At 49.6% G+C, this 12761-nt stretch carries 17 protein-coding genes; all 17 read right to left on the bottom strand.

Going from position 1 to position 12761, the window contains the following annotated elements; all coding sequences use genetic code 11:
• Positions 1–55: 55 nt before the first annotated feature.
• Positions 56–289 (bottom strand): DUF2273 domain-containing protein, encoded by a 234-nt coding sequence (locus HII30_RS14060; protein WP_169505674.1) that lies wholly within the window; start codon positions 287–289, stop codon positions 56–58.
• A gap of 15 nt (positions 290–304) precedes the next feature.
• Complete coding sequence (gene amaP, locus HII30_RS14055; protein WP_169505780.1) at positions 305–844, bottom strand: alkaline shock response membrane anchor protein AmaP; 540 nt, start codon at positions 842–844, stop codon at positions 305–307.
• A 67-nt stretch (positions 845–911) separates the two neighbouring features.
• Positions 912–1331 carry an Asp23/Gls24 family envelope stress response protein gene (locus HII30_RS14050; RefSeq protein ID WP_169505673.1) on the bottom strand — a complete coding sequence of 140 codons (420 nt, stop codon included), beginning with the start codon at positions 1329–1331 and terminating at the stop codon, positions 912–914.
• Positions 1332–1441: 110 nt separating this feature from the next.
• Positions 1442–2785 carry an acetyl-CoA carboxylase biotin carboxylase subunit gene (accC, locus tag HII30_RS14045; RefSeq protein WP_169505672.1) on the bottom strand — a complete coding sequence of 448 codons (1344 nt, stop codon included), beginning with the start codon at positions 2783–2785 and terminating at the stop codon, positions 1442–1444.
• Positions 2786–2838: 53 nt separating this feature from the next.
• Positions 2839–3330 carry an acetyl-CoA carboxylase biotin carboxyl carrier protein gene (gene accB, locus HII30_RS14040; protein WP_169505671.1) on the bottom strand — a complete coding sequence of 164 codons (492 nt, stop codon included), beginning with the start codon at positions 3328–3330 and terminating at the stop codon, positions 2839–2841.
• Between the two features lie 174 nt (positions 3331–3504).
• Complete coding sequence (locus HII30_RS14035; RefSeq protein ID WP_169505670.1) at positions 3505–4302, bottom strand: SpoIIIAH-like family protein; 798 nt, start codon at positions 4300–4302, stop codon at positions 3505–3507.
• Between the two features lie 59 nt (positions 4303–4361).
• On the bottom strand, positions 4362–5000 hold the full coding sequence (gene spoIIIAG / locus HII30_RS14030; RefSeq protein ID WP_211184596.1) for a stage III sporulation protein AG: 639 nt from the start codon (positions 4998–5000) through the stop codon (positions 4362–4364).
• 29 nt (positions 5001–5029) lie between these two features.
• The gene (spoIIIAF, locus tag HII30_RS14025; RefSeq protein ID WP_169505668.1) at positions 5030–5755 is read right to left on the bottom strand and encodes a stage III sporulation protein AF; all 726 of its coding nucleotides are present in this window, start codon (positions 5753–5755) and stop codon (positions 5030–5032) included.
• Between the two features lie 27 nt (positions 5756–5782).
• Positions 5783–6985 (bottom strand): stage III sporulation protein AE, encoded by a 1203-nt coding sequence (gene spoIIIAE / locus HII30_RS14020; protein ID WP_169505667.1) that lies wholly within the window; start codon positions 6983–6985, stop codon positions 5783–5785.
• A gap of 17 nt (positions 6986–7002) precedes the next feature.
• Positions 7003–7392 carry a stage III sporulation protein AD gene (gene spoIIIAD / locus HII30_RS14015; RefSeq protein WP_169505666.1) on the bottom strand — a complete coding sequence of 130 codons (390 nt, stop codon included), beginning with the start codon at positions 7390–7392 and terminating at the stop codon, positions 7003–7005.
• A 10-nt stretch (positions 7393–7402) separates the two neighbouring features.
• Positions 7403–7606: a stage III sporulation protein AC gene (gene spoIIIAC, locus HII30_RS14010; protein WP_169505665.1), complete on the bottom strand. Its 204-nt coding sequence runs from the start codon at positions 7604–7606 to the stop codon at positions 7403–7405.
• Positions 7607–7620: 14 nt separating this feature from the next.
• Complete coding sequence (spoIIIAB, locus tag HII30_RS14005; protein WP_169505664.1) at positions 7621–8139, bottom strand: stage III sporulation protein SpoIIIAB; 519 nt, start codon at positions 8137–8139, stop codon at positions 7621–7623.
• Positions 8140–9126, bottom strand: a complete 987-nt coding sequence (spoIIIAA, locus tag HII30_RS14000; protein ID WP_169505663.1) for a stage III sporulation protein AA — start codon at positions 9124–9126, stop codon at positions 8140–8142.
• 86 nt (positions 9127–9212) lie between these two features.
• On the bottom strand, positions 9213–9479 hold the full coding sequence (locus HII30_RS13995) for a YqhV family protein (RefSeq protein ID WP_169505662.1): 267 nt from the start codon (positions 9477–9479) through the stop codon (positions 9213–9215).
• A gap of 159 nt (positions 9480–9638) precedes the next feature.
• Complete coding sequence (locus HII30_RS13990; RefSeq protein WP_169505661.1) at positions 9639–10892, bottom strand: aspartate kinase; 1254 nt, start codon at positions 10890–10892, stop codon at positions 9639–9641.
• A 192-nt stretch (positions 10893–11084) separates the two neighbouring features.
• The gene (gene efp / locus HII30_RS13985) at positions 11085–11642 is read right to left on the bottom strand and encodes an elongation factor P (RefSeq protein WP_169505660.1); all 558 of its coding nucleotides are present in this window, start codon (positions 11640–11642) and stop codon (positions 11085–11087) included.
• Between the two features lie 44 nt (positions 11643–11686).
• Entirely contained in the window at positions 11687–12757 is a 1071-nt protein-coding gene (locus HII30_RS13980; protein WP_169505659.1) for a M24 family metallopeptidase, read from the bottom strand.
• Positions 12758–12761 lie beyond the last annotated feature (4 nt).

Here is a 12761-nt window from a genome sequence, read left to right as displayed (position 1 = left end):
CGAGAGGACAGCAATAGTCTCGGCATTTTTCCGGAGAAAAGCATATCACAGGGTTTCATTTAAACGGCCGCCAGCGATCACTCAGCCAGCTTCCCCATTCCTGCCAATGGAACAGGGAACCCTGCCTGAGATCTCTTCGTTTTCCGAAGGTGTAGCCGATAAATACCACTAATGCAAAGAACAGCATATCCCAAAAACCGGATATTAAATAGATCAGACCGCAGACCAAGCCGCTGGTGACACCGAATATTCGTCCGCCGTGACTTTCCCATATCGCTTTCCAAGACATCCGGGAAGCTCACCTCTATTCTACGCGGCTCTTAAAGCTTGGCGCCTGAACCACGTTCGCTATATATACAGATACGCCGGAAACCGGAATGCCCGTTGTTTCTTCCACAAAGTCATGCACCTGCTTCTGTACCTCAGTGGTAAGACCGGGAATGGATTCTTCTCCATCTACAACTGCACGGATCGCAATGTCCAGCCCCGCTTGAGAAACCTTGATTCGCGATTTCAAATCACGAACACCGCGAACCCTTGAAGCAGCTTTGAGACACAGATTTTCAATCGTTTCGACTGAAATCTGAATATCACCGTATTCTGTACGCTGATCAATCGAATTCGTCGTCGCACGTTCACGCCGAATCGAAAGGTAAAAGAAGCGAAGGCTCAGCAGCAGGAGAATGGATGCCGCAATAATCCCCCCTAAAAAGAGAGCCTGTTCCTGCGCACTCGTCAAGTCGTATGGAATAGCGCCGCTCAGAAGGAGGATGGCAACGATACATATTACGCCGATGCTCAAGCTGTAAATAAAGAGCATAAGTCTGTCCAGGATTTTAGCCATCACCAACAAAGCCTCCTAAAAATTAGATGAAACCCTCGACAAATTTGTCGGGGGTTCATGTTCTTTCTTATTTCACACGCTGAACCAGATCCGGATCTTCATTCTTTTCCGTGGATTTCATGAAATGAACATCATGAATGTGAACGTTGACTTCCACTACATTCAGTCCCGTCATATTCTCAATCGAACGTTTGACATTACGCTGGATCTCGCTCGCCACTTCCGGCAAACGATGGCCATATTCCACGATGACCGAAACATCGACAGCCGCTTCACGCTGCCCGACTTCTACGGAAACGCCTTTAGATAAATTTTTGCGTCCCAGTAGTTCGGCAATACCTCCAGCGAAACCGCCGCTCATTCCTGCAACGCCCTTAACTTCGATCGTTGCCAGACCGGCAATGACCTCAATCACTTCTGGAGCGATCTGGATCTGTCCGATTTCAGTCCGCTCGAATTCCGTCGGCGTCTGCAAAGAATCTACCATTGTCCCAACACACCTTTCAAGATAAGTTTTCAGACCACATTAAGGCATGCGTTTTTTAATACACATATAATATCATCTGCCCAGATCAATGACAAACAATACCCCTCGGTCTATACCTCGTGTTCTTCTAAAAACTTGATATCAAAGTCTCCTTTAATAAAAACAGGGTGGTTCAGGAGCTTCTGGTGAAACGGAATGGTCGTATAAATGCCCTCAATATCAAACTCCAGCAGAGCCCGTTTCATTTTGGCAATCGCCTCTTCACGGGTCGGTGCCCATACGATCAGTTTTGCAATCATAGAATCATAAAAAGGTGAGATCGTATAGCCGGGATAAGCAGCACTGTCGACACGCACGCCAGGACCGCCCGGAGGCAGATAAAACTGGATCGTGCCGGGTGCCGGCATAAATCCTTTGTCGGGATTCTCTGCATTGATCCGGCATTCGATGGACCAGCCGTTGATGACCACATCCTCCTGAGAGAAGGAAAGCGGATTGCCTTCAGCTACCGAAACCATTTCCTTGATTAAATCCACACCGGTAACCATTTCGGTCACCGGATGCTCGACCTGAATCCGGGTATTCATTTCCATGAAATAAAACTGGTCGTCTGATCCCAGCAAGAATTCCAGCGTTCCGGCTCCGGAATACTGAACAGCCTTTGCTGCTCTGACTGCTGCAGCTCCCATGCGTTCCCGCACATCACTGGACAGTACTGGACAAGGCGCTTCTTCCACCAGTTTCTGTCTGCGGCGCTGCACGGAACAATCCCGCTCACCCAGATGAACGGCATTGCCAAACGTATCTGCAATGATCTGGATTTCCACATGCTTCATGCCAGTCAGATATTTCTCAAGATATACACCAGCATTGCCGAAGGCTTTCTGCGCCTCCTGCTGAGCTTGTGTAATTTGCTTCACAAGGGATTCCTCATCATCGGCAATACGAATACCTTTGCCTCCGCCGCCGGCAGTTGCCTTGATAATAACGGGATATCCGATATCACGGGCAATCATGATGGCTTCATTCATATCCTCTACCAGACCGTCAGAACCCGGGATCACGGGGACTCCGGCATCTTTCATCGTCTGTTTGGCGACTGCCTTGTCACCCATGCGGTTAATGGCATCCGCTGACGGACCGATAAACGTAATATTGCATGATTCACAAATTTCCGCAAAATCGGCATTCTCAGCCAGAAATCCATATCCCGGATGAATTGCGTCGCATTCTGTAAGAGAAGCCACGCTCATAATGTTAGTAATATTCAAGTAGCTGTCTTTGGACAATGTTGGACCGATGCAATACGCTTCATCCGCAAGTTTCACATGCAGGGAATCATGATCCGGCTCTGAATAGACAGCTACGGTAGAAATCCCCATCTCACGGCAGGCACGGATGATCCGTACAGCGATTTCGCCTCGGTTCGCGATCAGCACTTTTTGAAAACTCATGCAGTTTACCTCCTTCGGACTCATTGGCTTTACGTTCTCAGTGAACATGGATTTCAATCCGGTTTCACCAGGAACAGCGGTTGTCCGAATTCCACCAGCTGCCCGTTCTGGGCAAGCACTTCCACAATTTCGCCTTTGATTTCGGCTTCCAGTTCATTCATCAGCTTCATGGCTTCGATAATACATACGGTCGACTTCACATCCACCTTATCTCCCTTGCTGACATATGGAGCCGCTTCCGGAGACGGGGAACTGTAGAATGTTCCAACCATCGGTGAAACAATCTTATGTAATGAGCTTGTTGTATCCACTGCGGCAGGCTGATCCTGGCCTGGAGTACTCTGGGGCGGTGCCTGGGGTGCTGCCTGAACCACAGCTTGCGGCGGTGCGGCGTAAGCCTGCGGTGCTGCCTGATAGCTGATAACTTCAGGGTTTCCCGGCTTCTTAATAGACAAGCGGGTGCCTTCATTCTCGATTTCCAGTTCCTGTACGGATGTTTGATCCACAAGTTCAATCAATTCTTTAATTTCGTTTAAATTAAACATTCTCGACGCTCACTCCTTCAATATCTGGGAAGCTATGCTTATGACAGTCTGTCAATAACTTAGAGTATTATATCATAAACCAAAGAAATGGAAAGAGTCCAAGAGATTCCCCCGGACTCTTTCATCATTTTCGCTTAAGGAGCGGCCGTGTCCACGGATACGGTCTATTACGTATTAAGGAGCGACATACTGAACACTGACCTTGTCCTGGGAAACCTTGAGTTCTTTCATGATCATGCTGACAATACCTGCTGCATTTTTGGCATCCAGCTTTTCACTAAGTACAACCACATTGTAACGGTCGTTTTCTTCTTTTACCACAGCGTTCTCATACTGCTGCTGCAGCTGCTCCTCAATCGCGTACAGGATAGACTCCTTTTCTTCCAAGGTCTTCATCTGTTCGGTGACTTTGGCTGTTTCATCCGGAGTGGTTTCCTGGTTATCAAGTTTTGCCATCAGTTCTTCATAGAGCTTCATGTTCTTGTTCGCGCGATCCAGCTGGTAGGATTCAAGCTTTGCGGAGGCTGAGCCTGCCTGCACAGCTGCCACTTCCTCCAAAATTTCTTTCTCAGTTTTTGCCGTTTCTTTATCTGTATTAACTGCAGCTTCTGACTCGCTGACTTTCGGTTCCTCCACAGGCTTATCCGTAGCAGCAGCGCTGTTAGTTTTGGATTCCGGCTTCGAAGTGTCTGATCCGGCTGCATCGCCATCAGGACTGCTTTCATTGGCAGCCGGAGCTCCATTGGCCTCGCCTGCGTCACCATCTGTCCCTTCTTCAACCACTTCATCAATGATGATTTCATTGTTCGCAGTTTCTGTGCCGCTGTTAGACTGCTGTCCGATCGATGTCGTTCCCTCGGCAACCGGAGGTGCAGCAGGACCGGCGTCCTCTGTGAACAGATAATATGCTGAAAGAATGACCATAAGACTTAACATGGAAACCAACCAGATGGTTTGTCTTTTGTTATTCATACGAGATATTTCCTCCTTTAATTAGGCGGCTGTTCGCGATCGGTTCGCGGCCTCGGACTCTATTCCTGCTTGCGGGGCACGACGGAAATTTTGTAATTGGGTACATTCAACCCTTTTTGAACCGCATCGACAATCAGACCTTTAACCACCTCGTTCTCTGCTCCCTTGGCAACGACGAGAACGCCCCGAACCTGCGGTTTGATCCGCTTTGTAATAATTGGTTTCTGCTCACCTGCAGACTCATAGGTTACAATCTGCCCGTCACGCGTATAACTGGTCACATGACGTTTGCCCCCATTATTATCATTCTCTTCGGTGAGTTCCTGTGTATCCTTCATATTGCGCTGCACAATGATTTCTTCTGTTGATTCTACGGTGACCAGTACATCCACGGCTCCCACTCCAACAATTTGCTCCAGCATAACCTTTGTTCTGGCTTCAAACTCCTGTTCAATGCTGCCGAATTCACTCCCTCCGCCGACCGGAGCAGAGATAGCTGAAGACGTCTCTGTGCTGTCCGGCGGCTCCCTTCCAATATTCTCGTTATCCAGCTTTTTCACATGGACAAACGAGTTGAACAGCATAATGGCTACACCCAGCAGTCCCAAAATGATCAGCCAGCGCAGGGTCTGCACCTTCTTGGCTCCGCCGCTTCCGCCGCCCAGCCACTGCTCAAGCCGATTGATCCATTTTCCCATCATGACCACCCTTTCTATCCATTTTTGGTTCAGGTTTTAAATTGTTCTGCGGCGCTTACAGATATCTGCTCGTCTGTCAGTCGCCAGTTTGCTCCCAAAAGAGCCTTCACAGCTCTCGCTTGCTCCACAAATTCCGGGTCATCTTCTTCTGCCGGCTTTTCTTTCAGAACAGGTTCCTCCCCTGTCCTTGTCTCTGTGATGCTGACCTGGATTTTCTCGATCTGGACAGGATCCACGGGTTTGGCCCCGTCCTGATCCTCCGGGTCTGCCTTTTGGTGACCATCTGCAGCTGCCCGCGGCTTTAATTTCACCTTTACCGATTCAACAGCGGCTCCTCCCTGTCCGGAAGAAGCAGGGTCCCCCTGAAATTTCAAAGCAACGGTTACACTTTCGGGCTCCTCCCCTGTCTCTGCAGCAATCTGATGCTTCATCTCCAGAGCCGCTTGCTCTGCTGCCCACTGCAGGCTCTGCTTCTGCTGCATGTCATGAATGACCTCCGCTTGAGCCAAGATCTTCTCCAGGCTGCTGCCGGGTGGAATTCCTTTCTCGATCGCTTCCAGCCTCTCTGCCAGCTGCGGCTCAGGAGCTTCATAAAACAGCCCAATGATCGGCTTGAGCAGGGCGAGCAAAATGAGGAGACTTAACACTAGCCTGGCATAGCGTTCCATCGATTTGCCTGGCAGAAGCAGCTCTACGAAGGCTGCAAACATAACTACGACGATGACACTTTTGAGCCATTCGGTCAGCCATTCCATCGTCTTGTCCCCTCCCTCGGAGTGAAGTTATCGCATCATGACCGTGATGTTTGCGGCAGAGAGCAAAATCGTAATCGCCAGAAAGAACATCATGCTCACGGCTGCCAGTGCGGCAAATACATAGAGCATGGTTTTTCCGATGGCCTGAAGGCATGCTGCAATCGGACTGTCGCCAAGTGGCTGCATGACAGCCGCCGCGACATTATATATCAAGGCGAGGGACAAAATTTTGATCGCCGGGAATGCACATAGAAACAAAATGATGATGACGCCTGCAAGGCCAATCGAGTTTTTGACCAGCAGTGAGGCTGAAATCACCGTATCGGTCGCATCGGCAAACATTTTGCCTACCACCGGTACAAAATTGCCGGTTACGTATTTCGCTGTCCGAATGGCCACACCATCCGTGACCGAACTTGTCACACCCTGGACCGAAATGACACCCAGAAAAACGGTAAGCAGGACGCCCAGCACACCCATACCAATGCCCCTGAGCAGATTGCCAAGCTGTGTCAGCTTGTACTTTTCGGAGAGTGAACTGACCAGATGAAGCAGTGCTGAGAAGAACAGCAGTGGAAAGACGATTGTACTGATTAATGTTCCCACCGTATGAACCATGAAGATAATCAGCGGATGCGCAATCGACACGGTAACCACATTGCCCATGGATGCCAGAAGTGCGAAGAGCAGTGGCAGCATTGCCATCATGAAGTTAATCATTTGATCTATAGCGCCTTTGGCATAACCGATGGCAACATGAAAGCTGTTCACAGCAATGACAAGGATCACCATATAGCAGATCGTATAGGCTACCCGGCTGACTGTACTTTTTTCAAAAGCAGTATGCAGATTTTCCAGGATCAGACTCATAATGCTCAGCATCACAATCGTAACCAGCAGCTTGCCGTTAAAAAGCACCTCATGCCAGACGTAGCCTCCGATGCTTCCGAGTACATTTTTGAGGCTTAGTCCCTCACCTCCTGGCAGCAGCATATCCATAAAGGACGGTGTTTTACCATCCGGAAAAAAGCCCCCGTAATCCTTCATCAGCGCATTCCAGTACTGTTCGACCTGATCTACAGGCAGTTCCTTTGTCTGCTCCTCCACCCAGGCGTCGGATGGGGTTTCTGCCGAGGCCGCTGCTGCCGTGCCGGTAAAGAAGGTGAACAGCGGTGTGAGGATCAGCAGCAGCCGAAGCAAAGCGCCAAGGACTGCCCGTTGTCTCTTCATGTTCATTCCCCGCTTTCTCAGGCCGGCAGCAGCTTCAGTACGGTCTCGATGATAATGCCGATGATTGGAACCGCAAGAACCAGAATGAGAATTTTACCAGCCATTTCGATTTTGGAAGCGATCGATTCCTGGCCTGCATCTCTGACAATTTGGGCCCCCATTTCTGCAATGTAGGCGATCCCGATAATCTTTAACACGGTTTTCAAGTAGACCGTCTGCACACCGGAATTTTCGGCCAGATCCTCCAGCATCGTAATGACACTGCCTATTTTCCCGATGAGCATCATGAAGATCAGGACACTGGTTGTGAGGGCCAGCAGAAAAGCAAACAAGGGTTTCTGTTCTTTAATGATCAGGATGAGCACCGTTGCGATGAGACCGAGACCGACAATTTGTATAATCTCCATGAAGCTCTACCTACTGAAAGAGAAATATCGTTTTGATTTCCTGGAGCAGATCATCCAGCAGCCGAACCACCATAAACAGTACGACTACAAATCCGATCAACGTGACCCAGTGCGCCATATCTTCTTTTCCCATCTGCTTCAGTACCGTGTGGATCATGGCAACAATAATTCCGATCCCGGCAATCTGGAAAATGGCGTTCACTTCAATGTTCATTTGCTGGCACCTCGCTAAAAGATCAAAATGACGATCAATGCACTGATGAGCAGGCCCAGGCTTTTACTCATCTTTTCATATTTGGCCTGGTCTTCCCTGGCCGCCGCTTCCTCATGCTTCAGCTGACTGGCGGCGAGTGCAATATGCTTCATCTGGTCCTGCCTGTCGCTGGTGCCAAGCACAATACTCAACTGCCGTACCACTTCCCGCTCAGCTGATTTCATGCTTGTCTGTTTCCAATAGGAGTCAAGTGCATAGGCAAAACTTTCCTCTACACTCCAGCCCTGACCCGGTTTCATGCCATCAGCGGCACATTTCAGCAGGGATGACAGCGGATCTTTCATCGCTTTACCGATTCGCTCCAGTGCTTGAGGGAGCGGAGTAAAGCCATAACTGATCTCGGTTTCCAGCCGCTGCAGTGCCTGGATCAGCTCACGAATCTGCCGCGGTCTTGTAGCAAACTGCTGGGCCTGATACAGGCCTGCAAGTCCCCCGGACAGCAATATGATTGCTGCGCCTATCCAGTTAAGCAATCATGTCACCGCCCCTCCAGCCATGGATGTCTGCAGTGTGCGGTGGCTTCCATCATGAAGGCGGAACAAGCTGCCTTCCGAGGACCGGGAAAGAACCGCATACCGCTCAAACATCCTTTTTTCGATCAGCATATCGAGGCCCTGCCTCTCCTTGATATCCTGAAGCGAAGCGCCGTGAGCTGTAGCAATGACACTGATTCCGGCGTGGAGCGCTTCATATACAGCTTCCGCATCTTCACTCCGGCCAATCTCGTCCACAATCAGCACATCAGGGGACATGGAGCGAATCATCATCATCATGCCTTCAGCCTTGGGGCAGCCGTCCAGAATGTCTGTCCGCGGCCCAACCTCGAAGCTGGGTACACCTTGAATACAGCCGGCAATCTCAGACCTTTCATCAATGATTCCGACCTTCAGTCCCCTGCAGCTCTGTGATGATGACCCGGGCTCACCCTGACTGATCAGCCTTGCGAGATCACGAAGCATGGTTGTTTTGCCATGCTGAGGAGGGGATAAGATCAATGTGTGCAGAACCCTCTTGCGCTTATAGTCCATCAGAAACGGCAGCAGCTTGTCGGCAGCTCCGCGCACCTCTCTGGCGATGCGCAGATTAAATCCGCTGATGTCCCGTAGGTGCTCCACTTTACCCCCACTCAGTACGGTTCTTCCCGTCAAGCCGACCCGATGTCCTCCGGCTATGGTGATGAACCCTTTGCGCAGCTCTTCCTCCAGCGTGTAAAGGGAATGGTTGCTGATCATATCAAGCAGTCTCAGCGTATCTTCTCTAGCCGGCTTGTACGCATCATCTGGCACACAGGTGAAGCCTCCGCAAGGTTTCAGGAACTGAAATTGCCCCCCGTAATTAATCTCGAGCGGCCTTCCCTCCCGGATTCGGATTTCTTCCAACCTCTCTAATATGGGTCCTGGCACACGGAGCAGCAGCGATTTTAAATGATCCGGAAATAATTCCAGCAGGCGTTTGTTCATATGCGTTCCTCCAGATGATCCTGTTTTCGCTTCTTGGTCTTTATCCCATATGTATGCTTGTACTTTGTCTTTATGCCTGGAATCTATCATTTTTTTAAAATCCCGAATAAGAGAAAGGCCGCTCCACACATAATCCAGCCGATTTTTCCCCAGGACAGTTTATCTGCCATGCCGACGAGTCCGATCGTCGTGGTTAATATCAATACCATCGGTCCCACAAAAGCCAGAGCGGAATTGACAGCCAGGGCCTTGTCCACCTGGTTTAACCGCAGCATTATGATCGCCGCCAAAATTTCGACACTGCCGGAAAACAGCCTGAGGGAAGCCATACCGGTCACAAACTTGTCCAGCATGTATATCCTCCTTTTTACTTGATATCCTAAACTATGCGAAACCCTCTCTGTTTATCTCTATTTTTTTGAAAAGAACTTCATAGAACACAAAAAAGCAGACCCGGATTCTATCGAACCGGATCTGCTAGCTTGTTTGGTATACATTTCATTTTATGTTGATTAGCGGCGGACCTGAGGTCCCCCGACTGAAGCTTGCTGATTGGTATCCAGGCCATACGCCGTATGAAGCGCCTGAACAACACCCTCTAAATTGCTGCCTTCAATAACACAGGATACTTTGATTTCAGACGTACTGACCATTTTAATGCTGACATCCTGCTTGGAAATCACATCGAACATTTGAGCGGCCACGCCGGGATGGCTGACCATTCCTGCTCCAACGATCGATACTTTAACCAGATTCACTTCTGAAGTGACTTCGCGGAACGGCACCTCGGTACGGATCCCTTCAATAACGGACAGGGCACGCTGTGATTCGTGACGCGCAATAGTAAACGAGAAGTCTGCCTCCCCGTTCTGAACCCCGCTCTGTACGATAATATCTACATCGATACCCTCTTGTGCCAGCGCACCAAACACTCGTGCCAGAACACCCGGATAATCGGATACGCCTAAAATACTGATTCGGGCCACATTTTTATCAAAAGCGATCCCGCTTACTACTGCACCTTGTTCCATGCTGGCTTCCTCCTTAACCACTGTACCTTCGTTATAGTTAAAACTGGATCTTACGACGAGCTTGACGTTGTTATGCTTGGCATACTCAACAGCGCGCGGGTGCAGTACCGCTGCTCCCAGGTTCGCCAGTTCCAGCATTTCGTCATAAGAAATTTCATTCAGCTTGCGCGCACATTTCACCACACGCGGATCTGTCGAATAAATTCCGTCCACGTCGGTATAGATTTCGCAGACATCGGCCTGAATGGCGGCTGCCAACGCTACGGCTGTTGTATCTGAGCCGCCTCTGCCAAGGGTGGTGATTTCACCTTCTTCTGTCATCCCCTGAAATCCAGCAACAATAACAATTTTCCCCTCTTCAAGCGCCTTGTTCACACGAATCGGTGAAATGTCGTTAATTCTCGCTTTGCCATGAACGGCTTCCGTTCGGAAACCGGCCTGCCATCCAGTATAGGACACCGCCTCACGGCCCAGATTATGAATGCTCATAGCCAGCAGGGACATGGAAATCTGTTCTCCTGTTGTCATCAGCATATCCATCTCCCGTGCGGGCGGGTTTTCGTTCAACAATTTGGATTGATCTATTAAATCGTCGGTCGTATCTCCCATTGCGGAAACAACAACCACGCATTGGTGACCCTCATCCTGCTTCTCAACAACTCTTCGAGCGACACGCTGCATGCGCTCCGTATCTCCTACAGAACTGCCCCCGAATTTCATGACGTACAGTGACAACCTGCCTTCACTCCCTACTTTTTCAGTATGTATCGATGGTTTCTCACTTTAAATCAGTATAATACGAAAGTGCTCGGTTGCGTCAAGCAATTTCACTTCTGTAACCAAATGTTCAATCATCACTCTATCACAGAGCATGAAGAAGAGCCGCCTTCCGCGAAATTCGCAGAAAGACGGCTGATGAGCTAAAGACTATGCCCGCGAAATGTATTTTCCTTCACGGGTGTCGATCAGCAGTACATCGTCTTCGTTAATGAACAGAGGCACTTGTACACTTAGACCGGTTTCGACTTTTGCGCTCTTGGTCGCGCCTGTTGCCGTATTGCCTTTGATTCCGGGCTCGGTCTCAACGACTTTCAATTCCACACTGTTCGGCAGGTTGATACCCAGAATTTCACCCTGGTAGCTGATGATGTTTACATTCATGTTCTCTCTCAAGAAGTTCAGTTCCCATTCCAGTTGTTCGCTGGTCAGGCTGAATTGGTCGTAGGTTTCATTGTCCATGAATACATGTTCCTGGCCGCTGGCATACAGGTACTGCACACCGCGGTTCTCGATCATAGCACGGCCGATGGTTTCACCCGCACGGAACGTCTTCTCAACCGTGTTGCCGTTGCGGAGATTCTTCAGCTTGGAACGGACAAATGCAGCGCCTTTACCCGGCTTTACATGCTGAAATTCGATTACTGTAAAAATATCGCCATCTACCTCAACGGTCAGGCCTGTTTTAAAATCGTTAACTGAAATCACAAAAATCCCTCCTGGTATGAACTTCAACTCTATTCTATTGAGAACTACAGCACGGTATATTCTTTGGAAGAAGCCGTTAAGATATGAATACCCGTTTCTGTAATAACAATATCATCTTCGATGCGGACACCGCCAAGACCCGGCAAATATATGCCCGGTTCTACGGTAACTACCATGCCTGGCTGAAGAACATCATCACTCAGCTTGGATAATCTGGGAGATTCATGAACTTCCATGCCGAGACCATGCCCCGTGCTGTGTCCGAAATATTCACCGTACCCGTACCGGGTGATGATATCACGGGCCAAAGCGTCCGCTTGTCGTCCGGTCATGCCGGGTTTGATCTGATCCAGTGTGTGAAGCTGGGCTTCAAGCACAATGTCGTAAATCTCTTTAAGCTTCGGGTCTGGTGTACCAACGGCAACCGTTCTGGTCAAATCAGAGCAGTAGCCATTCAGGAGTGCCCCGAAATCAAAGGTAATCAGTTCGTTGATGCCGATGAGCTTGTCACTCGCTACGCCATGGGGCAGTGCAGATCTTTCCCCTGAAGCGACAATCGTCTCGAATGAGGATGAAGCAGCGCCTCGCTGGCGCATAAACATCTCCATCTGCAGATCGATGTCCCGCTCGGACTTGCCGCTTTCGATGATGCTTAAAACGAATTGAAACGTCTCGTCTGCCAGATCAGCAGCCTGCTGCATCTGTTTTAATTCTTCACTGTCTTTAATCATTCGCAGCTGCTCTACGATAGCTCCAGCCGGAACAAGTGTCACTGGCTTCAACTGCTCGCTGTAAGCTGAGTATACAGCGTATGTAACATGATCCTGCTCAAATCCGAGAGACGTTATGCCTTCGGATGACAACAGCTCTTTCACAGTATCCATTACTTTGGCACCGTGCTCGATCACGTTGAATCCGGCAGCCTGCTGGGGAGCCTGCGTCATATATCTGAAATCGGTCAGCAGGTACGAATGTTCAGAAGTAACAAGTACATATCCGGCGGACCCTGTGAATCCGGTCAAATACCGGCGATTGACGGGACTTGCCACCAGCAGGGCCTGCAAACCTTTTTGCTCCATTACGTTCCGAAGCCGTGTTACCCTATGATTAGCCATGATC

Source organism: Paenibacillus lemnae, from assembly GCF_012933385.1.
GTDB lineage: Bacteria > Bacillota > Bacilli > Paenibacillales > Paenibacillaceae > Paenibacillus_AQ > Paenibacillus_AQ lemnae.
Note: the sequence above shows the minus strand (reverse complement) of the source record. Positions and strands in the feature narration are given on the sequence as shown.

Bases quoted from the DNA above. Each gene is read 5' to 3' on its own strand.
- accC (WP_169505672.1), bottom strand. From the start codon at position 2,785: ATGAGTTTTCAAAAAGTGCTGATCGCGAACCGAGGCGAAATCGCTGTA.
- HII30_RS14035 (WP_169505670.1), bottom strand. From the start codon at position 4,302: ATGAATAACAAAAGACAAACCATCTGGTTGGTTTCCATGTTAAGTCTT.
- accB (WP_169505671.1), bottom strand. From the start codon at position 3,330: ATGTTTAATTTAAACGAAATTAAAGAATTGATTGAACTTGTGGATCAA.
- spoIIIAF (WP_169505668.1), bottom strand. From the start codon at position 5,755: ATGGAATGGCTGACCGAATGGCTCAAAAGTGTCATCGTCGTAGTTATG.
- HII30_RS14060 (WP_169505674.1), bottom strand. From the start codon at position 289: ATGTCTTGGAAAGCGATATGGGAAAGTCACGGCGGACGAATATTCGGT.
- spoIIIAE (WP_169505667.1), bottom strand. From the start codon at position 6,985: ATGAAGAGACAACGGGCAGTCCTTGGCGCTTTGCTTCGGCTGCTGCTG.
- spoIIIAC (WP_169505665.1), bottom strand. From the start codon at position 7,606: ATGAACATTGAAGTGAACGCCATTTTCCAGATTGCCGGGATCGGAATT.
- HII30_RS13980 (WP_169505659.1), bottom strand. From the start codon at position 12,757: ATGGCTAATCATAGGGTAACACGGCTTCGGAACGTAATGGAGCAAAAA.
- spoIIIAD (WP_169505666.1), bottom strand. From the start codon at position 7,392: ATGGAGATTATACAAATTGTCGGTCTCGGTCTCATCGCAACGGTGCTC.
- spoIIIAG (WP_211184596.1), bottom strand. From the start codon at position 5,000: ATGGGAAAATGGATCAATCGGCTTGAGCAGTGGCTGGGCGGCGGAAGC.
- HII30_RS14050 (WP_169505673.1), bottom strand. From the start codon at position 1,331: ATGGTAGATTCTTTGCAGACGCCGACGGAATTCGAGCGGACTGAAATC.
- amaP (WP_169505780.1), bottom strand. From the start codon at position 844: ATGGCTAAAATCCTGGACAGACTTATGCTCTTTATTTACAGCTTGAGC.
- spoIIIAA (WP_169505663.1), bottom strand. From the start codon at position 9,126: ATGAACAAACGCCTGCTGGAATTATTTCCGGATCATTTAAAATCGCTG.
- HII30_RS13995 (WP_169505662.1), bottom strand. From the start codon at position 9,479: ATGCTGGACAAGTTTGTGACCGGTATGGCTTCCCTCAGGCTGTTTTCC.